Source organism: Plantactinospora sp. CA-290183, from assembly GCF_050936375.1.
Lineage (GTDB): Bacteria > Actinomycetota > Actinomycetes > Mycobacteriales > Micromonosporaceae > Plantactinospora.
In genome coordinates, this window is sequence record NZ_JBNJMX010000024.1 from 1 (window position 1) to 22501 (window position 22501).

General features: G+C 73.4%; 16 protein-coding genes and 2 pseudogenes. 14 read left to right on the forward strand and 4 right to left on the reverse strand.

The genetic code is table 11. From position 1 onward, the window contains the following. Positions 1-122: 122 nt before the first annotated feature. Positions 123-845, reverse strand: a complete 723-nt coding sequence (locus ACQEUR_RS22125; RefSeq protein ID WP_433034382.1) for a hypothetical protein — start codon at positions 843-845, stop codon at positions 123-125. A gap of 70 nt (positions 846-915) precedes the next feature. Here ACQEUR_RS22125 and ACQEUR_RS22130 point away from each other — a divergent pair, with 70 nt between their 5' ends. The 3 genes from ACQEUR_RS22130 to ACQEUR_RS22140 all read left to right on the forward strand — a co-directional run bounded on the left by ACQEUR_RS22130 (position 916) and on the right by ACQEUR_RS22140 (position 5426). Continuing rightward, positions 916-3567 carry a valine--tRNA ligase gene (locus tag ACQEUR_RS22130; RefSeq protein WP_433034384.1) on the forward strand — a complete coding sequence of 884 codons (2652 nt, stop codon included), beginning with the start codon at positions 916-918 and terminating at the stop codon, positions 3565-3567. A gap of 138 nt (positions 3568-3705) precedes the next feature. Then, positions 3706-4977 carry a bifunctional folylpolyglutamate synthase/dihydrofolate synthase gene (locus ACQEUR_RS22135; protein ID WP_433034461.1) on the forward strand — a complete coding sequence of 424 codons (1272 nt, stop codon included), beginning with the start codon at positions 3706-3708 and terminating at the stop codon, positions 4975-4977. 17 nt (positions 4978-4994) lie between these two features. Next, positions 4995-5426, forward strand: coding sequence for a DUF4233 domain-containing protein (locus tag ACQEUR_RS22140; RefSeq protein WP_433034463.1), 432 nt, complete (start codon positions 4995-4997; stop codon positions 5424-5426). 19 nt (positions 5427-5445) lie between these two features. Here the strand turns inward: ACQEUR_RS22140 and ACQEUR_RS22145 are convergent. Together ACQEUR_RS22145 and ACQEUR_RS22150 are read right to left on the reverse strand one after the other, a co-directional pair. Continuing rightward, positions 5446-6036 (reverse strand): annotated as a pseudogene (locus tag ACQEUR_RS22145) (VOC family protein); the annotation flags it as partial. A 1608-nt stretch (positions 6037-7644) separates the two neighbouring features. Beyond that, the gene (locus tag ACQEUR_RS22150) at positions 7645-8088 is read right to left on the reverse strand and encodes a carboxymuconolactone decarboxylase family protein (RefSeq protein WP_433034386.1); all 444 of its coding nucleotides are present in this window, start codon (positions 8086-8088) and stop codon (positions 7645-7647) included. Positions 8089-8476: 388 nt separating this feature from the next. On the opposite strand from ACQEUR_RS22150, the gene ileS reads away from it, so the two are divergent. Both ileS and ACQEUR_RS22160 read left to right on the forward strand, forming a co-directional pair. Further along, a complete protein-coding gene (gene ileS, locus ACQEUR_RS22155; RefSeq protein ID WP_433034388.1) occupies positions 8477-11677 on the forward strand; it encodes an isoleucine--tRNA ligase in 3201 nt (1066 codons plus the stop codon). Positions 11678-11869: 192 nt separating this feature from the next. Continuing rightward, the gene (locus ACQEUR_RS22160; protein ID WP_433034390.1) at positions 11870-12568 is read left to right on the forward strand and encodes a lysophospholipid acyltransferase family protein; all 699 of its coding nucleotides are present in this window, start codon (positions 11870-11872) and stop codon (positions 12566-12568) included. Between the two features lie 3 nt (positions 12569-12571). Here the strand turns inward: ACQEUR_RS22160 and ACQEUR_RS22165 are convergent, their stop codons facing one another. Continuing rightward, positions 12572-12826: a hypothetical protein gene (locus ACQEUR_RS22165; RefSeq protein WP_433034392.1), complete on the reverse strand. Its 255-nt coding sequence runs from the start codon at positions 12824-12826 to the stop codon at positions 12572-12574. Between the two features lie 272 nt (positions 12827-13098). Between ACQEUR_RS22165 and ACQEUR_RS22170 the strand changes: the two genes are divergently transcribed. The 9 genes and pseudogenes from ACQEUR_RS22170 to rpmA all read left to right on the forward strand — a co-directional run bounded on the left by ACQEUR_RS22170 (position 13099) and on the right by rpmA (position 22273). Then, positions 13099-13443, forward strand: a complete 345-nt coding sequence (locus ACQEUR_RS22170) for a hypothetical protein (protein WP_433034394.1) — start codon at positions 13099-13101, stop codon at positions 13441-13443. 1191 nt (positions 13444-14634) lie between these two features. Continuing rightward, positions 14635-16617: a TIGR03960 family B12-binding radical SAM protein gene (locus ACQEUR_RS22175; protein WP_433034396.1), complete on the forward strand. Its 1983-nt coding sequence runs from the start codon at positions 14635-14637 to the stop codon at positions 16615-16617. A 181-nt stretch (positions 16618-16798) separates the two neighbouring features. Continuing rightward, a pseudogene (locus ACQEUR_RS22180) lies at positions 16799-17499 on the forward strand (TIGR03936 family radical SAM-associated protein). Positions 17500-17633: 134 nt separating this feature from the next. Next, positions 17634-18800, forward strand: coding sequence for a hypothetical protein (locus ACQEUR_RS22185; RefSeq protein ID WP_433034398.1), 1167 nt, complete (start codon positions 17634-17636; stop codon positions 18798-18800). Between the two features lie 47 nt (positions 18801-18847). Continuing rightward, on the forward strand, positions 18848-19171 hold the full coding sequence (locus ACQEUR_RS22190; protein WP_433034400.1) for a hypothetical protein: 324 nt from the start codon (positions 18848-18850) through the stop codon (positions 19169-19171). Then, complete coding sequence (locus ACQEUR_RS22195; RefSeq protein ID WP_433034401.1) at positions 19135-20796, forward strand: Rne/Rng family ribonuclease; 1662 nt, start codon at positions 19135-19137, stop codon at positions 20794-20796. Before ACQEUR_RS22190 ends, ACQEUR_RS22195 begins: the two co-directional genes overlap by 37 nt. A 190-nt stretch (positions 20797-20986) precedes the next feature. Further along, positions 20987-21511, forward strand: coding sequence for a hypothetical protein (locus ACQEUR_RS22200; protein ID WP_433034403.1), 525 nt, complete (start codon positions 20987-20989; stop codon positions 21509-21511). A 156-nt stretch (positions 21512-21667) separates the two neighbouring features. After that, on the forward strand, positions 21668-21982 hold the full coding sequence (rplU, locus tag ACQEUR_RS22205; protein ID WP_433034405.1) for a 50S ribosomal protein L21: 315 nt from the start codon (positions 21668-21670) through the stop codon (positions 21980-21982). A gap of 30 nt (positions 21983-22012) precedes the next feature. After that, positions 22013-22273, forward strand: a complete 261-nt coding sequence (rpmA, locus tag ACQEUR_RS22210) for a 50S ribosomal protein L27 (protein WP_433034407.1) — start codon at positions 22013-22015, stop codon at positions 22271-22273. Positions 22274-22501: the final 228 nt, after the last annotated feature.

Consider the following 22501-nt stretch of genomic DNA (forward strand, 5'->3'; position numbering starts at 1 on the left):
ATGTCGTCGGCCACCGAAGCACACGTGCCTCGCCGAAGACGAGCCCACCGAAGGCAGGCAGCGTGTTTGCCGAGCGGGGCGCCAAGGCCGGCATCGCCCGCGCGGCGGAGAAAGGCCGCCCGTCAGTCGCGGGTCTGGATGGTGCCCCGGATGTCGCGCAGCAGCGCCGCGGACTCGTCCACGGGCCGCCCGGGGAACATCGCCATCACCACACTGCCGTGGTCGGCCCAGCCGCAGACCGCCATGTCGGCGCCCTGGCCCCCGCTGACCGTCCCGCACTTCATGACCCCGCCCAGCGCGCCGGCCTCCACCTCGCGCAGCCCGGTGACCGTACCCTCGCCGTCGGCGACCAGCGCGAACAGCCGGTCCAGGTCGCGCTCGGGCTGCCAGACCAGGGCGGTGCCGCCGAAGAGCAGCACACTGCGCTCCGCGGCGGCCGGGTCGGCGTACACGACACCGATGCTCTGTTCGGCGTTGATGTCGGCGGCGAACCCCGTCCGGAGGTAGTCCGCCGTGCTCACCGCCCGCTCGCTGTCGTCCCGGGTCAGTCCCGCCACCTCGGGCGGAGTCCCCAGGCTGGCGTCCTTCTCCTGCGCGATCCGCCACCCGACGGTGCCGAAGACCGCGCCGCCGGCGAGCGCCACCGCCAGCACGGAACCGAGCACGATCACCCGGCGGCGTGACGGCCGGCCGCCCGGCGTACCGGACGAGTCGGGCTCGGGGGTGATGTCGACCGGGGACTCACCCGGGCCACCCGGCCCGCCGAGCGTGATCGGCTCCGAGCTGACCTCGATGGGCCGGGAATCGGCCGAGGAGGGCCGATCTGAGAGGTGCGCGTCCGACATGCCGGCCACCGTACGCGAACAGGCCGGTGGCGGACGACGGGCCCGGCAGCGTGGCTCGTAAGATTTACCGGTGACCGAGACACTGGATGCCCGAACCGGGCCCGCCGCGTCCCCGACCCTCCCCGCCCAGTACCAGCCGGGCGAGGTAGAGGGCCGCCGGTACGAGCAGTGGGTGTCGGCGGGGCGCTTCCGGGCCTCGGCCGACAGCGACAAGCCGCCGTTCACCATCGTCATCCCCCCGCCGAACGTCACCGGTTCGCTGCACATGGGGCACGCGTTCGAGCACACCCTGATGGACGCGCTCACCCGGCGGCGGCGGATGCAGGGCTACGAGGCGCTCTGGCTGCCCGGCATGGACCACGCCGGCATCGCCACCCAGAACCTCGTCGAGCGCCAGCTCGCCGGCGAGGGCCTGTCCCGGCACGACCTCGGGCGGGAGAAGTTCGTCGAGCGGGTCTGGCAGTGGAAGGCCGAGTCCGGCGGAAAGATCCTCGGCCAGATGCGCCGGCTCGGCGACTCGGTGGACTGGGACCGCGAGCGCTTCACCATGGACCAGGGCCTGTCGCGGGCCGTACAGACGATCTTCAAGAAGCTGTACGACGACGACCTGATCTACCGGGCGGAGCGCATCATCAACTGGTGCCCCCGCTGTCTGACCGCGCTGTCGGACATCGAGGTGGAGCACACCGACGACGATGGCGAGCTCGTCTCGATCCGCTACAGCGACGACGTGGTGGTGGCGACGACCCGGGCCGAGACGATGCTCGGCGACACCGGGGTCGCGGTGCACCCGGACGACGAGCGCTACCGGCACCTGATCGGCACCGAGGTGGAGCTGCCGCTCACCGGCCGGCGCATCCCGATCGTCGGCGACGAGCACGTGGACCCGTCCTTCGGCACCGGCATGGTCAAGGTGACCCCGGCGCACGACCCGAACGACTTCGAGATCGGCCAGCGGCACAACCTGCCGTCCCTGACGATCATGGATGAGCGGGGGGTCATCACCGCCGCCGGCCCGTTCGAGGGACTGGACCGGTTCGAGGCGCGGCCGGCGATCGTCGCCGCGCTGCGCGAGCAGGGCCGGATCGTCGCGGAGAAGCGGCCGTACGTGCACGCGGTGGGGCACTGCTCCCGGTGCCGTACCACCGTCGAGCCCCGGCTCTCGCTCCAGTGGTTCGTCAACACCGGCCCGCTGGCCCGGGCGGCCGGCGACGCGGTGCGCGACGGCCGGGTGCGGATCGAGCCCGCGGACATGGCCAAGCGCTACTTCGGCTGGGTCGACAACATGCACGACTGGTGCATCTCCCGGCAGCTCTGGTGGGGCCACCGCATCCCGGTCTGGTACGGCCCCGACGGCGAGGTGCGCTGCGTCGGCCCCGACGAGGAGCCGCCGACCGGCGAGGGCTGGCACCAGGACGTCGACGTGCTCGACACCTGGTTCTCCAGCGCGCTGTGGCCGTTCTCCACGCTGGGCTGGCCGGAGCAGACCTCCGACCTGGCCAGGTTCTATCCCACCAGCGTCCTGGTGACCGGCTACGACATCCTCTTCTTCTGGGTCGCCCGGATGATGATGTTCGGCCTGTACGCGATGGACGGGCGGCAGCCGTTCGACGTCATCGCCCTGCACGGCATGGTGCGTGACCAGTACGGCAAGAAGATGTCCAAGTCCTTCGGCAACGTGGTCGACCCGCTGGACTGGATCGACCGGTACGGCGCGGACGCGACCCGGTTCACCCTGGCCCGGGGCGCCAACCCCGGCCAGGACGTGCCGGTCAGCGACGAGTGGTGCCAGGGCTCGCGGAACTTCTGCAACAAGCTCTGGAACGCCACCCGGTTCGCCCTGATGAACGGCGCGCACGTCAGCGGGGAACTGCCCGATCCGGCCCGGCTCTCGACCGTGGACCGGTGGATCCTCTCCCGGCTCCAGCGGGTCACCGCCGAGGTCGACGAGCAGTTCGAGGCGTACGAGTTCGCCAAGGTCTGCGACGTGCTCTACCACTTCGCCTGGGACGACGTCTGCGACTGGTACGTGGAGCTGGCCAAGCCGGTGCTGGCCGCCGGGGGTGAGCGGGCCGAGGCGACCCGGCGGGTGCTCGGGCACGTGCTCGACCAGCTGCTGCGGCTGCTGCACCCGGTGGTGCCGTTCGTGACCGACGAACTCTGGACGGCGCTGGTCGGCCCGGGTACCCCGGGAGCCGCCGACCCGGCCGGGGTGTCGGTGATGACCGCGGCCTGGCCGAGCGCGGTGCCGGCCCTGACCGACGCCGACGCGGAACGGGAGGTCGCGGAGTTGCAGCGGGTGGTGACCGAGATCCGCCGGTTCCGCTCCGACCAGGGCCTGCGCCCCGCCCAGCGGGTGGCGGCCCGACTCGACGGGCTGGCCGACGCCGGCATCGCCGCGCACGAGCCGTTGATCCGCTCGCTCGTCCGGCTGGACGAGGCCGGGCCGGACTTTGAGCCGAGTGCCACGCTGGCGGTCTCCGGAGCGGTGGCGGTGGCGCTGGACACCCGGGGCTCGATCGATGTCGGCGCGGAGCGGGCCCGGCTGGAGAAGGACCGCGCGGCGGCCGAGAAGGAGGTCACCCAGGCCCGGGCGAAGCTCGGCAACCCCGCCTTCGTCGACAAGGCGCCCGCGCCGGTGGTCGACAAGATCAGGGGTCGGCTCGCGGCCGCGGAGGCGGACCTGGAACGGATCAGCAGCGCGCTGGCGGTGCTGCGATGAGCGGCACCGCGATGACCGGTGTCGCGGTGAGTGGCCTGGCGGGCCCGACCCGGCGGGGTGCCCGTGGCTGACCGGAACCGGCGTACCCCCGAGTTCGCCGCGGTCGAGGCCGAGCTGGCCGAGCGCGGCTTCACCCGGATGGTCTTCGACCTCGGGCGGATCGAGGAACTGCTCGACCTGCTCGGCAGCCCTCAGCGGGCGTACCCGTCGATCCATCTGACCGGCACGAACGGCAAGACCTCCACGGCCCGGATGATCGACTCCCTGCTCCGGGCGTTCGGCCTGCACACCGGCCGGTACACCAGCCCGCACCTGGAGACCGTGCGGGAGCGGATAAGCCTGGACGACGAGCCGGTCAGCGAGGAGCGGTTCGTGGCGGTCTACCGCGAGGTGGCGCCGCTGGCCCGGCTGGTGGACGAGCGCGGGGCCGAGCCGCTGACGTACTTCGACATGACCACCGCGCTCGCCTTCGCCACCTTCGCCGACGCGCCCGTCGACGTGGCCGTCGTCGAGGTGGGGCTCGGCGGGGCGGAGGACTCCACCAACGTGCTGGGCGCCGGGATCTGCGTGATCACCCCGATCGGGCTCGACCACACCGAGTGGCTCGGCGACACCGTCGAGGACATCGCCCTGGCCAAGTCGGGCATCATCCACGCCGGGGCCACGGTGATCTCCGCCGCCCAGGACGAGGAGGCGGCCCGGCCGATCCTGGAGCGGTGCGCCGAGGTGGGCGCGACCATCGCCCGGGAGGGCGGCGAGTTCGGCGTACTGCGCCGCGCGGTCGCCGTCGGTGGGCAGGTGCTCTCGTTGCAGGGGCTCGGCGGGGTCTACGACGAGGTCTTCATACCGCTGCACGGGGCGCACCAGGCGCAGAACGCGGCCATCGCCCTCGCCGCCGTCGAGGCGTTCCTCGGCGCCGGCGCGGCCCGCCAGCTTGATGTCGAGGCGGTCCGGGAGGGCTTCGCGTCGGCAGACTCACCCGGCCGGCTGGAGCGGGTCCGCTCGGCGCCGACGATCCTGCTGGACGGCGCGCACAACCCGCACGGGATGGCGGCGACGGTGCACGCCCTCCAGGAGGAGTTCGCGTTCAGCCGGCTGATCGCGCTGGTCGGCGTGCTGGCGGACAAGGAGGCGGAGAGCCTGCTCGAGCTGCTGGAGCCGGTGGTCGACTCGATCGTGGTCACCCAGAACACCTCGCCCCGGGCGATGCCGGTCGCCGAACTGGCGGCGATCGCCGCCGAGGTCTTCGGACCGGACCGGGTCGAGGTGGCGGCCGAGCTGCCCGACGCGATCGAGGCGGCGGTGGCGCTCGCCGAGACGGACGTGGTGGGGGAGCTGAGCGGGGTCGGCGTGCTGATCACGGGCTCGGTGGTCACCGTGGCCGACGCGCGACGGCTGCTGAAGCGGTGAGCACCGCGGGCGGGCAGGTGGATCCCACCGACCGGCGGGGCGAGGTCGACCAGCCGGAGGTCGACCGGCCGGGGACCGGGTCGCCGGAGGTCGGGCGGACCGGGCCGGAGCGGCGCTCCGGGCTGCGTGATCCGCACCGGGCCGTACGCGGACTGGGCGCCATGACGTTGAGCGTCGAGACGCTCGTGCTGCTGCTCGCCATCCAGCCGATCCGGCTGCTCGGCGGCGAGTTCGGCGGCGCGGCCATCGGCACGGTGGTCGGACTCGCCGTACTCGCGGTGCTGCTCATCGGGTTCCTGCGCCACCCGTGGGCCTGGTACGCCGCGGCGGCGTTGCAGGGCCTGCTGATGCTCGCCGGCTTCCTGCACTGGTCACTGGCGGTGCTGGGGATCATCTTCGGCGCGGTCTGGCTATACGTGCTGCACGTACGGCGGGTCATTCTCGGCTGAGGACCGGATGCCGGGCCGGTCAACCGGTCGCGCGGTCCCGCCACTGGGTCAGCGCGATGCCGTGCCCGTCCGGGTCCCGGAACGCGGCGGCCCAGAGTTCGAGCTTCGCGCCCCGGTTGACGGCGCGCGGCGCGTAGGTGAACCGGACCCCCTTGGCCAGCAGTTCCGCGTGGACCGCGTCCACGTCCGCCACCTCCAGGTTGAGGTGCACCAGCCGCCGGTTGATCGGGGCGACCTCGGGGATCGCCCGGAGCACGAGGCGGGTCGAGTTGGACGCGAGTACCGCGTTGCCCTCGCCGCCGTCGATCTCCAGGAAGCCGAGCATGTCCCGGTAGAACGCGACCGACCGGTCGAGGTCGGTGACCAGCAGGGTGATTCCGACACCGGCGATCGGACCGGACCGACCGGCGCCGGGGCCGGCGGGGGCCGCCGGCCGCGACGTGGCGGCGAGGTCGGCGAGGATCGCCTCGTCGTCCGGGGCCGTCGACGGCTCGTCCGACCCGGGATGCGGGCCGGGACGCCCACCCGGCTGGCCGGAGCGCTGGGTGGGCAGCGGCTCGGGGTCGTCGAGGTCCATGTCGACCCCGTCGCGGGGCGCTCCCGGACGCCAGCCGAAGATCCCGGTCCGGGACAGCGGGTCGGTGCCGGACGACTCCGGCGCCCGGGGCTCGGGAATCGGGATCCCGGTCGCCGGCGCCTCCGCCGCGGGGGACACCGTGCCGGCCGGCGTCCCGTCCGGGCCCGGGGACTCGTCCAGGTCGCCGGAGTCGGCGGCCGCGCGGTCGTGGATCGGCTCGTCCCGCGCCGGTACGTCGTCGGCCGGCTCCGCCCGGCCCGGTGTCGGCCGGGGCGACATCCCGGCCGGCTCCACGTCGATCGTCTCTACCTCGATCGGCTCCACCCGGTCGATCGGCTCCACGCGGGCCGACACCACCTCGATCGTCTCCACGTCGACCGGCTCCGCGCGGGTCGGCTCCACGTCGACCGGCTCCGCGCCGGGGGACGGGGCGACTCCGGCCGGCGGCGCCTCGGGATCGGCCGTCGGAGCGGGCACCCGCCACCGCGGTGGCGGATCCCGTTCGATCCGCTGCTCCTGCTCGGTCCGCTGCCCCACCGGCGCGTCGAGGTCGGTCGGGTCCCCGCTGACGGGGTCGGCGACCAGCCGCTGCCCGCTGGACGTGTCGGGGTGCGACCGGGGGGACGGTGTCGCGTCCTCCTGCGCCGGCGGCACGGTCGGGGCCGCGACACCCGTACCGGTCTCCGAGGTGGGGCTGGGCGCGGGCCGCCTGGGCCGGCCACCCGGACCCGGCGTGGGCCTCGGCCGGCGGGGCAGGGCGGTCGGCGGCGGTTCGACCAGGGTGCCCTCCAGCACCTTCGTGCCGCCCGGAGTCTGCCGGATGATCACCGGCTCCTCGCGCAGCGGGGCGAGGTCGTCGGTCAGGTCGTCGCCCCTCGGATCGCCGAGTGGCGGGCCGGGGAACGGGTCGTCCGGGCCGCCCTGGGCCCACGGCGGGGCGTCCTGCTCGATCAGGATGTCGTCGCCCAGCGGGTCGAGGTCGTCGAAGGCGGGCGGCAGATCGGTCGAGGCGGCCGCCTCGGCGTGGGTCAGCACCTCGTCCCAGAGGATCCGTACGTGCCGCTGGTCGTCGATGGCCACCATGATCGGCAGGGTCGCGCCCGGGTCCGGCCACTTCGACACCGGTACCCGGGGGTCGCGGATCTTCACCGAACGCCCCGGCACCCCTGGCGCGTCGATCACGATCTGCAGCTCGCACCGGCCGAAGGCGGACGACGGGGGCGGCTCCGACACGCTGTGCACGTGTCCGATGCCGGCGACCCAGGCCCGCGCCCCGGTGCGGATCGAGCTGACCGCGACCAGGCCGATGGCCAGGATGAGCAGGGCGACCCCCAGCGCGGCGATGGACCAACTGGTCATCCCGAGGCCGAACAGGATGACGAAGGTGGCGAGGGTGCCCAGCACCGCGGCGATGAGCTTGCGCACGGGCGCGATCTGGCGGCGACGACCATCTGCCACAGTGGACCTCCCTGGTTAAAGGCCAGGCTAGGCCGGATCCGCCGGGAATGGAACGACCCCGCCAGGCGTACTCCGGCCGTCGCCGGGGCCCGCCCGGCTCGTCCGGCCGTCCTCCCCGCCCTCCTACCCGGGGCGGGCGGGGAGGACACGCCGGCGCGGAGGACACGCCGGACGCGGGGCGGTTCAGACCTCCAGCGGCGGCTGGTTCCGGGTACTCACGCTGAGCCGGTTCCAGACGTTGATCGTCGCGATGGCGAGCAGCAGGTCAGCCAGCTCCCGCTCGGTGAAGATCTTGCTGGCACCGTCCCAGACCTCGTCCGGGACGCCGTGCTCGCCCAGCCGGGTGACGGCGTCGGTGAGCGCCAGTACGGCCCGTTCCCGCTCGTCGAAGAAGGGGGCGTCGTGCCAGGCGGAGAGCGCGAAGAGCCGCCGGCTGGATGCGCCGGCGGCGAGCGCGTCCCGGCTGTGCATGTCCACGCAGAACGCGCAGCCGTTGATCATCGAGGCCCGCAGCTTCACCAGCTCCAGGAGGGCGTGCTCGACGTTCTCCCGGACGTAGCGCTCCAGCCCGAACACCGCCTGGTACGCCTCCGGTGCCACCTGGCCGAGGTTGAGTCGCGCGGTCATCACTGCTCCCGTTCGTCGCCAATCGGTTGTCACCGGGTGGACGGGGCGGGCGCCGCCGTCGTGACCGCGAGCCGGTGTGATCCCGGCCATGCCGCCGCGCCGCCGCCTCGGGGGCATATCGGGTGAGGAATACCGCAGGGGTCGAGTATCGTTGACCACGACAAGGCGACGACCCGGCCATCACCGGCGAGCCTCCGGAAGAACGGGCGAACCGCCCTAGTAGAACCGGACGGGTCCGGCCCGTCACAGCCGGCCAACGAGCGGGTGGTCGATCCGACCACCAAGCGGGGTGGTACCGCGGGTCCCGCGGCGCGCCGGATGACGGCGTACCGGAGGGCTCGTCCTCGCAGACCACTGACAGTGAGCTGCCCGAGGAGAGCGACCCGCGATGGCGTACCCGATGAACGCGTCCGCCGGCACCGGCGTGCCGGCCAGTCCGGACCTGCCGGAGGTCGAGCGTCGCGTGCTCGACCACTGGGTGGCCGACAAGACCTTCGAGGCGAGCGTCGAGGCCCGCGACCCGGGCCCGGACGGCGGCAACGAGTACGTCTTCTACGACGGCCCGCCCTTCGCCAACGGCCTGCCGCACTACGGCCACCTGCTGACCGGCTACGCCAAGGACGTGGTGCCGCGCTACCAGACGATGCGCGGGCGGCGGGTCGAACGGCGCTTCGGCTGGGACTGCCACGGCCTGCCCGCCGAGGTGGAGGCGGAGAAGCAGCTCGGCATCTCCACCAAGGCGGAGATCCTCGATCTCGGGGTGGCGAGGTTCAACGACGCCTGCCGCACCTCGGTGCTGGCCTACACCCGGGACTGGGAGCGCTACGTCAACCGCCAGGCCCGCTGGGTCGACTTCGCCAACGACTACAAGACGCTCGACCTGGACTACATGGAGAGCGTCATGTGGGCCTTCAAGCAGCTCCACGACAAGGGGCTGATCTACGAGGGCTTCAGTGTGCTGGCGTACTGCTGGCGCTGCGAGACGCCGCTGTCCAACACCGAGACGCGGATGGACGACGTCTACCGGGACCGGCACGACCCCACGCTGACCGTCTGGTTCGGGCTGACCCCCGACGAGGACGCCGCCGAGCTGGTGCGGGGGCCGGTCAGGATCGGGGTCTGGACCACCACCCCGTGGACCCTGCCGTCCAACCTGGCGCTCGCCGTCGGCCCGGACATCGAGTACGCCGTGCTGGAGCGCGACGGTCAGCGCTACCTGCTCGGCGCGGCCCGGCTCGGCGCGTACGCGAACGAGCTGGAGGGTTTCGAGCGGGTCGGCACGGTGTACGGCCGGGACCTGGTCGGGCGCCGCTACACCCCGCTCTACGACTTCCTCGTCGACCAGGCGGGGCCGAACGCCTACCAGGTGCTCGGCGCGGACTTCGTCACCACCGAGGACGGCACCGGAGTGGTGCACCTGGCCCCGGCCTTCGGCGAGGACGACCAGAAGGCCTGCAACGCGGCCGGCATCCCCACCATCGTCACCGTCGACGACCACACCCGGTTCACCGCGCTGGTCCCGCCGTACCAGGGTGAGCAGGTCTTCGACGTCAACAGGTCGGTGATCCGCGAGCTGAAGGAGCGCGGCGTGGTGCTCCGGCAGGACACCTACACGCACTCGTACCCGCACTGCTGGCGCTGCGACACCCCGCTGGTCTACAAGGCGGTCTCCTCCTGGTTCGTCGCGGTGACCAAGGTCAAGGACCGGATGGTCGAGCTGAACCAGCAGATCAACTGGACCCCGGGGCACGTCCGGGACGGCTCGTTCGGCAAGTGGCTGGCCAACGCCCGGGACTGGTCGATCAGCCGGAACCGCTTCTGGGGCTCGGCGATCCCGGTCTGGAAGTCCGACGACCCGGCGTACCCCCGGGTGGACGTCTACGGCTCGCTCGCCGAGCTGGAGGCCGACTTCGGGGTGCGGGTCACCGACCTGCACCGGCCCGGCATCGACGAGCTGACCCGGCCCAACCCGGACGACCCGACCGGGCGCTCGACCATGCGCCGGGTGGCGGAGGTGCTGGACTGCTGGTTCGAGTCCGGCTCGATGCCGTTCGCCCAGGTGCACTACCCGTTCGAGAACGCCGAGTGGTTCGACGACCACTACCCGGGGGACTTCATCGTCGAGTACCTCCCCCAGGTGCGGGGCTGGTTCTACACCATGCACGTGCTGGCCACCGCGCTCTTCGACCGGCCGGCGTTCCGCAATGCCGTGGTGCACGGCATCGTGCTCGGTTCCGACGGGCGCAAGATGTCCAAGAGCCTGCGCAACTACCCGGACGTCTACGAGATGTTCGACCGCTACGGCTCGGACGCGATGCGCTGGACGCTGATGGCCTCGCCGGTGCTGCGCGGCGGGGACGTGGTGGTCAGCGAGACGGCGATCCGCGACTCGGTACGGCAGGTGCTGCTGCCGTACTGGAACGTCTGGTACTTCTTCTCGCTCTACGCCAACGCGGAGGGCTACTCGGCGGTGCGGCGTACCGACTCCACCCACCTACTGGACCGGTACGTCCTGGCCAAGACCCGCGAGCTGGTCGAGGCCGTCGGGGCGCAGCTCGACGTGTACGGCATCTCCGGTGCCTGCGGGTCGGTCCGGTCCTTCCTGGACGCGCTGACCAACTGGTACGTCCGCCGCTCCCGGGACCGGTTCTGGTCCGGTGACCGGGACGCCTTCGACACCCTCTACACGGTGCTGGAGACGGTGAGCCGGGTGGTGGCCCCGCTCGCCCCGCTGACCAGCGAGGAGGTCTGGCGCGGGCTGACCGGCGAGCGCTCGGTGCACCTGACCGACTGGCCGGACGCCACGGAGTTCCCGGCCGACCACGAGCTGGTGGCCGCGATGGACGCCACCCGCAACGTCGCGTCGGCGGCGCTGTCCCTGCGCAAGGCGAAGGGGCTGCGGGTACGGCTGCCGCTCGCCTCGCTGACCGTCGCCACCCCGGCCGCGAGCACCCTGGAACCCTTCGCCGAACTGGTCGCCGACGAGGTCAACGTCAAGGCGGTGGTCTTCAGCGACGAGCTGGCCAGCTACTGCGAGCAGGTGCTCACGGTGGTGCCCCGGGCGCTCGGGCCCCGGGTCGGCGGGCAGGTCCAGTCGGTGATCCGGGCGGTCAAGGCCGGCGACTGGGCACTGGTCGACGGGGTACCGGAGGCCGCCGGGGTCCGCCTTGAGCCCGGCGAGTACGAGCTGCGGCTGGTGCCCGCCGACGCCGAGCACTCCGCCCCGCTCCCCGGTGGGGAGGGCGTGGTCGTGCTGGACACCACCGTGACCGCCGAACTCGCCGCCGAGGGGCTGGCCCGGGACGTCGTACGGGTGGTGCAGCAGGCCCGCCGGGCGGCCGGGCTCGACGTGTCGGACCGGATCGACGTGTCGCTCTCCGGTCCGGCCGAGGCGGCGGCGGCGGTCGAGGCGTACCGGGACTTCGTGGCCCGGGAGGTGCTGGCCGACTCGCTCATCTTCACCTCGGCCGCCGACCCGGCCGCGCCGACCGACGTCGCCGGGCCGGTCGGGGTGCCGGCGGGCGTCGACGGTTTCTCCGGTGAGGTGGGCGAGGGCGAGCGGGTGACCGTGACGGTGACCCGCAGCTGACGACGGTGGGCCGACCGGCCGGGACCTGGTGCCTGGCTCCCGGCCGGCCCGGGCTCCGGGCTGGCCTGGTTTCCGGCTGGCCCGGCCTCCCGGCCGGTTGCCCGAATGAGGGTTTGGCCACACCGGCCACTCGCGCGTGCCAGCCGGGCGTCGGCTACCGTGACAGCGCCCACCCAACCGACCGGAGGTCCCGTGCCGCTGCTCTACTCCATCGGCAAGCTCACCGTGGGCGTCGCGATGCGGCTGGCCTGGCGACCGACCGTCGAGGGACTGGAGAACATTCCGCCGACCGGTGGTGCGATCTTCGCCGGCAACCACCTCTCCGTCGCCGACGAGCTCTTTCTCGGCTCGGTGGTGCCCCGGCACATCGCCTTCTGGGCCAAGGCCGAATACTTCACCGGCAAGGGCGTACGGGGCTGGGTGACCAGGTCGGTCGTCGGCGGGCTCGGCGCGATCCGGGTCGAACGCGGCGGTGGGCGCGCGGCCCTGTCCGCGTTCGACGGGGCCGTCCCGGTGCTGCGCGGCGGCGACCTCATCGCGATCTACCCGGAGGGGACCCGGTCGCCGGACGGCCGGCTCTACCGGGGGCGCACCGGTGCGGCACGGCTGGCGATGCAGGCCGGGGTGCCGGTGATCCCGGTCGGCGTCATCGGCACGGAGAAGGTGCAGCCGATCGGCGCCCGCCTTCCCCGGCTGGGCGCGGGCGAGGTGATCGTGCGGTTCGGCAAGCCGATCGACCTCACCGGCCGCTCGGCGGACCGGACCTCGCTGCGGCAGGTCACCGACGAGATCATGGCCGAGATCCAGAAGCTCACCGGGCAGGAGTACGTGCCCCGGTACGCGCCGGCACGGACGGACCCGAACGGCGGGGGCGAGCTCCCCGGCTCCTGATCCCTACCGACCCCACGGCTCTCGGCGCACGATCCCGGCACGCAGGTCGGTGAGCAGGTCGGCGCTGTCCTGCACGGAGAGCCGGGTGAACAGGGCTGTCGCCAGGCTGCCGTGATCGGCCCAGGTGCAGACGACCACGGACTCCCCGTCGCGCCGGCCGGCGCCGCAGCGGCGGTACTCGCCGCGTTCCGTCGCGTCCACCGCCTGCTCCTCGGTGATCCCGTACTGCTCCCGGAGCCGGGTGAACTCCGATTCCACATCGGACTCGGGGCGGTACCGGAAGCCGGTCGTACCGAAGACCGTGACCCGCTTGCCGGACCCGTCGCGGGACGCCGGCGAAGGGCTCGCCGCCGAACCAGTGCTCCGCCCGCACCTCCGCCTTCAACTGTTCGGCGGCCTGCCGGCCGTCGGAGTTGTCCAGCAGGCGCAGGTCCCGGACCTCGGCGGGCAGGGGATCCTGCGGGTGCGCCGGATACTGCTCCCAGACCGGCTTGGCGTAGTACCCCGGCAGGCCGCAGCAGCAGGCGACGGTGAGCAGGGTCAGCATGAACATCACCCGGGGCCAGCGCCGGCGTCGCCGTGCCGGCCGGGGGGCGGAGTCGCGCGGCGGGCGCCGGCTCGACGGCGGAGGCGGCGGCGGGACCTCGGGTCGCCGCTCGCGCCGCCGGGGCGGCGCCGGCGGCTCGGCGGCTCCTGGGCGCGGCGCGGCGGTGCCGGCGCGGGCCGGGGGCCGGTGGACGGGTCGCGCGACGCGGCTGGGGTGCGCGGCGGCGGCCCGGCGCGGCGGCGGTGCCGGCGCGGCGCGCGGCGGTGGTGGTGGCGGGCCCGGGGGCCGGCCCTCCGGGGCGGGGAAACGGCGGGTCGCCGGCAACTGACCGGCCGGCCACTGCGGCGCGGTGGGTGGGTGCGGCGCGGCCGGTGGCACCGGCGGGGCCGGTGGATGCGGCATGGCGGGCGGGTGGTCGCCGAGGTCCGGGTACGGCATCGGCGCGGCCCACGGGTCGTGCGCGGCCCCGGCCCACGGGTCGACCGGCGTGGGCACGTCCGGCTCGTCCGCCTCGACGCTCGGCATCCGCAGCGTCGGGTCCGGTGGCGCCGCCGGCCCGGCCGGCTCGGGTCCCGCCCCGGCGCCGAACCAGCGCCGCTTGCGCGGCTTCGGCGGCGGTACCGACGCCGAGCCGGTCCAGCGCGGCGCGGCGACCGCGGTCGGCGGCACGTCTCCGCGCCTGGTCGGGTCGGCCCCCGGCACGTCGTCGCGCCTGGTCGGGTCGGCGCCCGGCGTGGCGGCGGGGGCGTCGCCCTCCGGTGTCCGGTCCACCGCGGTGCCGGTCCCGGCCGCCGTGTCGTCGGGCCGGGGCGCCTGCGCGGTGGGCTCCTCGGCCCGGGGCTCCGGTGCGGTCTTCCCCTCGGCCCGAGCGGGCCTGCCGGATTCGTCCGGTCCCGCAGCGGGTGCGGTGGGCTCGTCCGCCTCGGCGGCCGCGTCGACCGCCGTCGGGTCCGGGTCACCGGCGGGCGGCGGCACGGGAACCGTCGGGTCCGGCGGGTCCCCGGCCGCAGGGCCCGACGCCGCCCGGGAACCGGCCTCCGGGCCCGGGTCCGGGTCCGGGTCCGCACCCGGGTCCGGGTCCGCACCCGGGTCTGGGTCCGGGCCCGGGTCCGGGTCTGGGCCCGCGCCCGGTTCCGGGCCCGCCGAGGGGACCTCCGAGGGCCCGTCCGAGCGGGAAGGGACGGCGCCCGGCTCGGCCCCGGTCCCGGTGAACCGGCTGTCCCGGCCCTCGTCGACCGCCTCGCGGATGGGTGGCACCGCCGGCGACGGCTCGGACGGGGTGGCTCGGCCCGCCGGTTGAGCGTCGCCCGGCTGCGGCTGGGACATTGTGCGGATCTCCTCTCGGCCCGTCCGAGGTTAGTACCGCCGAGCCAGGAGTCGGGTGTCGGCGGGGTCGGGTGCTGATCGGGCGCGCGAGTCGGCGGGGCGCCGCCCTCCCTACCCGATCGGGTCGGGCGTGCGGCGCGTACCCTGAATGGTTGGTCCGTCCGTGTTCCAGTGGGTCGTCCCGGGAGGTTCCATGAGCGCCGCGAGCACGTCGGCGGTGAAGTCCGTCTGGCCGCGGCTCGAACCACTGCTGCCACGGGTGAGCAAGCCGATCCAGTACGTCGGCGGCGAGCTGGGCGCGGTGGTCAAGGACTGGGAGTCGGCGACCGTCCGGTGGGCGCTGATGTATCCCGACGCGTACGAGGTGGGCCTGCCCAACCAGGGCGTGCAGATCCTCTACGAGGTGCTCAACGAGCTGCCGGACGTGCTGGCCGAGCGGACCTACGCGGTCTGGCCCGACCTGGAGGCGCTGATGCGCGCCGAGGGCGTGCCGCAGTTCACCGTCGAGGCGCACCGGCCGGTCGCGGCGTTCGACCTGTTCGGCATCTCGTTCTCCACCGAGCTGGGCTACACCAACCTGCTCACCGCGATCGACCTCGCCGGCATTCCGCTGCTGGCCGCGGAGCGCACCGACGAGCACCCGGTGATCGTGGCCGGCGGGCACGCCGCGTTCAACCCCGAGCCGATCGCCGACTTCGTCGACGCCGCCGTGCTCGGTGACGGCGAGGAAGCCGTACTGGAGATCACCGGGATCGTCCGGGAGTGGAAGGCCGAGGGGAGCCCCGGCGGGCGCGACGAGCTGCTGCTGCGGCTGGCCCGCACCGAGAGCGTCTACGTGCCGCGCTTCTACGACGTCGACTACCTGCCCGACGGGCGGATCCAGCGGGTCGTGCCGAACCGGGCGGACGTGCCGTTCCGGGTGCACAAGCGGACGACGATGGACCTGGACGCCTGGCCGTACCCGAAGAAGCCGCTGGTGCCGCTCGCCGAGACCGTGCACGAGCGGTACGCCGTGGAGATCTTCCGGGGTTGCACCCGGGGCTGCCGGTTCTGCCAGGCCGGGATGATCACCCGGCCGGTCCGGGAACGCTCCATCACCACGGTGGGACAGATGGTCAAGGAGGGGCTGGAGTACTCCGGCTTCCACGAGGTGGGTCTGCTGTCGCTCTCGTCGGCGGACCACTCGGAGATCGGTGACATGTGCTCCGGTCTGGCCCAGCAGTACGAGGGCACGAACGTCTCCCTCTCACTGCCCTCCACCCGGGTCGACGCGTTCAACATCGAGCTGGCCCAGGAGCTGAGCCGCAACGGCCGGCGTACCGGACTCACCTTCGCCCCCGAGGGCGGGTCGGAGCGGATCCGCAAGGTGATCAACAAGATGGTGTCGGAGGAGGACCTGATCCGCACCGTGGTCACCGCGTACACCAACGGGTGGCGGCAGGTGAAGCTCTACTTCATGTGCGGCCTGCCGACCGAGACGGACGAGGACGTCCTCCAGATCGCGCGGCTCGCGCACGAGGTGATCAAGGCGGGCCGGGCGGCCACCGGGTCGAAGGACATCCGCTGCACCGTCTCGATCGGCGGGTTCGTGCCCAAGCCGCACACCCCGTTCCAGTGGGCGAAGATGGAGACCCCGGAGGTCATCGACAACCGGCTGCGGCTGCTCAAGCAGGCGATCAACGCCGACCGCTCGCTGGGCCGGGCCATCGGGTTCCGCTACCACGACGGCGAGCCGTCGCTGATCGAGGGCCTGCTGAGCCGGGGCGACCGGCGGGTCGGCGCGGTGATCCGGCGGGTCTGGGAGAACGGCGGCCGGTTCGACGGCTGGAGCGAGCACTTCTCCTACCGCCGCTGGGTCGACGCCGCCACCGAGGTGCTGCCGGGCTTCGGCGTGGACCTCGACTGGTACACCACCCGGGAGCGGGAGCCGGCCGAGGTGCTGCCCTGGGACCACCTCGACTCCGGCCTCGACAAGGACTGGCTCTGGCAGGACTGGCAGGACTCCATGTCGGAGTACGAGCAGGACGACTGCCGGTGGACCCCCTGTTTCGACTGCGGCGTCTGCCCGTCCATGGACACCGAGATCCAGATCGGGCCGACCGGCCGTAAGCTGCTGCCGCTGACCCCGGTCAACGCCGGGCTCACGGTGCCGGTCGCCCCGGTTCCGTCCCCTTGATGCCCCGTTCCGGGTCGTTGGTCACGTGATCCTCTCCGTCCGGTACGCCGGGCGGAGTGGCACCACGTGACCCACCGGAGCCGTCGCTAGGAGCGCCACGATCAGCAGGAAACCACAGCCGGAGGGCGGACAGGCCCCGGTCGTACAGCGGATCCGCATCAGGTACGCCAAGCGTGGGCCGCTGCGGTTCACCTCGCACCGCGACTTCGCCCGCGCCTTCGAGCGGGCGTTGCGCCGGGCCGGTGTCCCGATCGCGTTCTCCCAGGGCTTCACCCCGCACCCGAAGATCTCGTACGCCAGCGCGGCGCCCACCGGGGTGGCCAGCGAGGCGGAGTACCTGGAGATCGGCCTCCGCGAGCCGGTCGATCCGCCCGCGCTGTGCGCCGCGTTGGACGCCGCGCTCTCGCCCGGGCTCGACGTGCTCGACGCCGTGGTCGCCGGCGGCGGGAGTCTGGCGGACCGGATCGAGGCCTCGCGGTGGCGTGTCGAGTTGCCCGGAGTCGAACCCGCCGTCCTGCGTGCCGCCGTCACGGCGTTCCTGTCCGCTCCGGAGGTGCTGGTGGAGCGGATGACGAAGCAGGGCCGGCGGGTGTTCGACGCGCGACCTGCGGTGACGAGCATCGATGTAATAGACCAGACCGGGGCACCTTCCGAGGTCGCGGGCGGCACCAGGCGCGAGGCACCGAATGGTCGTCCGGCAGGTCACCCCGTCCGTACGACCCGATGACGTCCTTTCCGGCCCGCCTCCGCGTGGTGGCCGACCTGGAGCAGCCGGTGCCGCCGAGGGCGACCCGGCTGGCGCAGGGCACGCTGACCGCGCAGGGGGAGATCGTCGATCCGTTGGAGGCGGATCGCGACGGGACAACCATCGGCGAACGCTAGCCGGGAGTCCGGCCGGCGGGCAGGCAGGCAGACTTCGGTGGCCCGGTCACTAGACCAGTCGCCGGAAATACTTTGCGGCAACCCTGCGTGGCAGCGCTCACCCGCGCCCGGGGAAGCCAGAACTGGAGACGTCCATGCTCGACAACGAGCCCGAGGGCGACGAGCGGACCGGCGAGCAGCCGGCCGTCGAGCCTACCCAGAGCGGTGACACCACCGCTTCGAACAGTGGGAACAACGACCTACCGGGTGCCGGCGACGCGGCCTCGGCGGGTCGCGGTGACGCCGTGGCCGGTGCCGCGGACGTGCCGGGCGACGGTGCCGAGGCACCCGCGCGGCGCACCCGCACGACGCGCCGGCGTACCTCCTCCACCTCGACCGAGCCGCCGGCGACCGGCGTACCGATGGAGGCGCCCACCGCGACCCGGTCGGTCAGCGGGGAGGCGGCCGACGCCGAGGTGTTGACGCCGCGGGCCGGGGACACCGAACCCGCTCCCAAGACACCCCGCCGACGCCGCAAGGCCACCACGGCGGACAAGAAGGACGAGTCCACCGCGATCCAGGCCGGAGGCGCCCGGATCGGCGACATCGGCTCGGCGGCCGCTTCCGACCAGCTGGCCGACGACCGGACCATCTCGGCCGACGCCGCCCCCGACGGCGCCGGTGGCGCCGAGCCGACCAGTGGCTCGGACCCGACGGATGGCGCCGAGGTCACGCCGCCGGTCAAGGTGACCCGTACCCGCCGGAAGAAGGCCGCCGCACCGGCCGCCGAGGCCGGTGACGAACCCATCGCCGACGCGACCGGGGCCCCCGCCACCGCGGCTCCGGCCATCGGCCCGACCGCCGGCCCCGACGCCGCACCATCGGATCCCGCCGCGCCGGAGCAACCGGTGGCCGAGACGGGCCCCGCCGATGGCACCGAGCCGGGCGAAGCGCCGACGGAGGCCCCACGGGTCCGTCGGCGCCGCGCCGCGCTCTCCGCGCCCACCGTGCTGTTCATGGCGCCGGAACCGGAGACCCCGGTCGTGGTGGCCGAGACGGCCGTCCCGGTCCGGAGCACGAGCGCCGCCGCCGAGGCGGAGGTGCCGGGCGAGGACGCCGAGCAGACCGAGCCGGTACGGCGTCGCCGTCGCGGCCGCCGGGGGAGTGAGCTGCCCGAGACCGAGGTCGAGGTCGAACTGGAGGTCGTCACCGACGCGGCAGTCGCCGAGGCCGAGATCGAGACCGAGGACGAGGACGACGACGAGGACGAGGAGGCGGCCGCCCGCCGCCGCCCGTCGTCGCCGTCGTTGCCGGGCCGTTAGCGGGGACCGCGGACGACGCCGAGGACATCGCCGACGACGCCGAGAGCTTGCCGGCGCAGGTCGGGCCCGAGGCCGCGGCCGACGAGGACGAGGACGGCGACAGCGACGCCGGTGACGGGGTGACCCGCCGTCGCCGCCGTCGCCGCCGCAAGGGCGCCGGGGACGCCGACGGTGCCGCCGAGGACGGCGTACCCACCGTCGTGAAGATCCGTGAGCCCCGGAAGAGCGCCGACGAGGTGCAGGGCGTCTCCGGGTCGACCCGGCTGGAGGCCAAGCGGCAGCGCGCCGGCCGACGAACAGCGGCGCGCACCACGTCGATCCCAGCGAGTCGGAGGTGCTCCTGGCCCGGCGCGAGGCGGTCGACCGGGTGATGGCGGTGCGCCAGCGCGGCGACCGCACCCAGATCGCCGTACTCGAGGACGGGGTGCTCGTCGAGCACTACGTCACCCGCGCCTCGGCCGGCACCATGGCCGGCAACGTCTACCTGGGCAAGGTGCAGAACGTCCTGCCCAGCATGGAGGCGGCCTTCGTCGACGTCGGGCGCGGACGCAACGCCGTCCTGTACGCCGGTGAGGTCAACTGGGACACCACCGGGCTGGAGGGGCGGGCCCGCTCGATCGAGCACGCACTGCGCTCCGGCGACTCGGTGCTGGTGCAGGTCACCAAGGATCCGATCGGGCACAAGGGCGCCCGGCTGACCAGCCACATCGCCCTCTCCGGCCGGCACCTGGTCTACGTACCGCACGGCAACGCCTCCGGGATCAGTCGCAAGCTGCCCGACACCGAGCGCAAGCGCACGTGGACGTCCTCGGCAAGGCCGACCTGGACGGCGGCGTCGAGTTCGTCCGTACTGCCGCCGAGGGCGCCGCGAGGAGGCCGAGCCTGCCCTGGACAAGCGGTCGGCAAGCAGTGGGAGGACATCCAGGACAAGGCCACCGAGGGCGGTGCGCCGGTGCTCCTGTACGAGGAGCCGGACCTGGTCATCCGGGTCGTCCGGGACCTGTTCAACGAGGACTTCCGCGAACTGGTCGTGCAGGGCGACGAGGCGTACGACATGGTCGACTCCTACCTCTCGCACGTCTCCCCGGACCTCGTGCCCCGGTTGCGCCGGCACACCGGCACCGGGGACGTCTTCGCCGAGCGGCGGATCGACGAGCAGATCCTCAAGGGCCTGGACCGCAAGGTCTTCCTCCCCTCCGGCGGTCACCTGGTGATCGACCGGACCGAGGCGATGACGGTGATCGACGTCAACACCGGCAAGTACACCGGTGCCGGGGGCAACCTGGAGGAGACGGTCACCCGCAACAACCTGGAGGCGGCCGAGGAGATCGTCCGCCAGCTCCGGCTGCGGGACCTGGGCGGCATCGTCGTGATCGATTTCATCGACATGGTGCTGGAGTCCAACCGTGACCTGGTGCTGCGCCGGCTCACCGAGTGCCTGGGCCGGGACCGTACCAAGCACCAGGTGACCGAGATCACCTCGCTCGGCCTGGTGCAGATGACCCGCAAGCGGATCGGCGCCGGCCTACTGGAGGCGTTCAGCGAGACCTGCGACTGCTGCAAGGGCCGGGGCGTGATCATCCACACCGAGCCGGTGGGGGAGAAGTCCCGCCCGGGAGCGGGGGACAAGGTCAAGGCGGTCGCCTCGGCGGCCGCCCCCGCCCCCGCCGTCACGCCGCCGGCCGCAGAGCCGTCCGGTGCCGCCGCGGGCCGCCGTCGCGGCCGGCGGGGCGCCGCGCCGGAGCGGGTCGTGGTGGAGGTGTCCGACGACGAGGACACCATGGGCTACGACCTGTCCCGGTACGAGGCGGAGACGCCCACCAGCGGAGACGTCGCGGAGGCCGAGCCGGCCGGGTCGATGCGGCTGGCCGGTGCCGGCGATCCGGACGGCATCGAGGACACCGGGGACCTCGGCGAGGAGAGCGACGCGGTGGACGTCGGTGGGAGCCGGCGCCGGACGCGTCGCGGAAGTTCCCGCCGCCGTACCCGCCCCTGAGACACCAACAGCGCGCCGGGCCGGGTGGGAGCTCCCGCCCGCCCGGCCAGCTCCGTGCCGAACCCCGGGTATGACCGGCCCGGCCCGGTCCGGGGCGCCCGTCCGGACACCGGCGACCGGCACGGCGGCGATCCGCAGCTCCGCGACGTATCCTTCGCCAACAGCGACCTCCGCACCCCGAGGAGAAGACATGCGACGCCTGCTGGTCACCGCCGCCATCGCCGCCGCGCTGTTCAGCACGGTCGGCTGCTCGGGCGAGCGGGACGGCGCCGCCGGCACCGCCTCGCCGGGCGCCGGCCCCTCCGCCGGCGCGACGGCCTCCGGCAGCCCGAGCCCCGGTGGCAGCGCGCCCGGCGCGCCGGCCGGGGAGACCGCCCCCGCCGGGGGCAACGCCAAGGAGGTCTGCGCCGCGGCCACCAGGTCCAGCTCCGAGTCCGTGCGGACCTTCGTCGAGGAGCTCGGGAAGTCGTTGCAGGCCGCCGGCGCCAACGACACCAGGGGCGCCCAGGAGGCCCAGCGCAAGGCGGAGGCCGCGCTGAGCGCCTGGGGTGCGACGATGCGGGAACAGTCGTCCCGGGCCACCGACGAACGGCTCAAGACCGTACTGGCCGAGATCGCCACCGAGGTGGGGACCATGAAGGCCAGCGTCGAATCCGTCGACGAGAACAAGCTCGACCAGCTGCAGCAGCGGCTGGACCAGCTCTGCGGCAGCTGACCGCCGAGCCCGGTTTGGGCAGCGGACGCGCTATGGCGTACGCTTGCCTGCGGTGCATTACGCGCCACGTTCTCGCGTGCCCGACCCCGCACCTGCGGTCGAGACGGGCCCTCGCGAACACCATCCGCAGCCTCAACGACAGGGAGCACGCGTCCGATGTACGCGATCGTCAAGACCGGCGGCAAGCAGTACAAGGTCGCCGAGGGCGACGTGATCGAGGTCGAGAAGCTCGCCGGCCAGCCCGGTGACTCGGTCAAGTTCGCGGCGGTGCTCCTCGTCGACGGCGACGACCTGGTGACCGACGCGGCGCAGTTGGCCAAGGTCGCGGTTTCCGGCGAGATCGCCGCCCACACCAAGGGTCCGAAGATCCGGATCCACAAGTTCAAGAACAAGACCGGTTACCACAAGCGCCAGGGGCACCGCCAGCCGCTGACCCAGGTCAAGGTGACCGACATCACCAACGGTAAGTAAGCGTCCAGCGGAAAGTTAGGTCGTCCTCAGATGGCTCACAAAAAGGGTGCGTCCAGCTCGCGGAATGGTCGCGACTCCGCGGCGCAGCGTCTCGGTGTCAAGCGCTTCGGCGGACAGCGGGTCAACGCCGGCGAGATCCTGATCCGGCAGCGGGGCACGAAGTTCCACCCCGGTGACCTGGTCGGCCGGGGCAGCGACGACACGCTCTTCGCCCTGGCCGCCGGTGCGGTCCAGTTCGGCACCAAGCGCGGCCGCAAGGTCGTCAACATCGTGCCGGCGACCCAGCCGTAGCGTCAGCTTCCGGCGGAGCGGGCCGCGGACCTGGTGTCCGGGCCCGCTCCGCCGTTTTGCGCGTCCGGCCGGTCAGCTCCCAGCAGTGATCCGGCCCTCCCCGGCGCTGGTCCGGGCGGATCGGCCCTCCCCAGCGCCACCCCGGCAGGCGGGCCGGCTCCCCCCCAGCGTGGTCCGACCGGCGGGCCGGAACGAATTTGCGCGCCGACCTGCGGCGCCGATGGAAGG

Coding starts and splice junctions, on each gene's coding strand:
- ACQEUR_RS22125 (WP_433034382.1), bottom strand. CDS start 845: ATGTCGGACGCGCACCTCTCAGATCGGCCCTCCTCGGCCGATTCCCGG.
- ACQEUR_RS22135 (WP_433034461.1), top strand. CDS start 3,706: ATGGTCTTCGACCTCGGGCGGATCGAGGAACTGCTCGACCTGCTCGGC.
- ACQEUR_RS22150 (WP_433034386.1), bottom strand. CDS start 8,088: ATGACCGCGCGACTCAACCTCGGCCAGGTGGCACCGGAGGCGTACCAG.
- ileS (WP_433034388.1), top strand. CDS start 8,477: ATGGCGTACCCGATGAACGCGTCCGCCGGCACCGGCGTGCCGGCCAGT.
- ACQEUR_RS22175 (WP_433034396.1), top strand. CDS start 14,635: ATGAGCGCCGCGAGCACGTCGGCGGTGAAGTCCGTCTGGCCGCGGCTC.
- ACQEUR_RS22185 (WP_433034398.1), top strand. CDS start 17,634: ATGCTCGACAACGAGCCCGAGGGCGACGAGCGGACCGGCGAGCAGCCG.
- ACQEUR_RS22200 (WP_433034403.1), top strand. CDS start 20,987: ATGCGACGCCTGCTGGTCACCGCCGCCATCGCCGCCGCGCTGTTCAGC.
- rplU (WP_433034405.1), top strand. CDS start 21,668: ATGTACGCGATCGTCAAGACCGGCGGCAAGCAGTACAAGGTCGCCGAG.
- rpmA (WP_433034407.1), top strand. CDS start 22,013: ATGGCTCACAAAAAGGGTGCGTCCAGCTCGCGGAATGGTCGCGACTCC.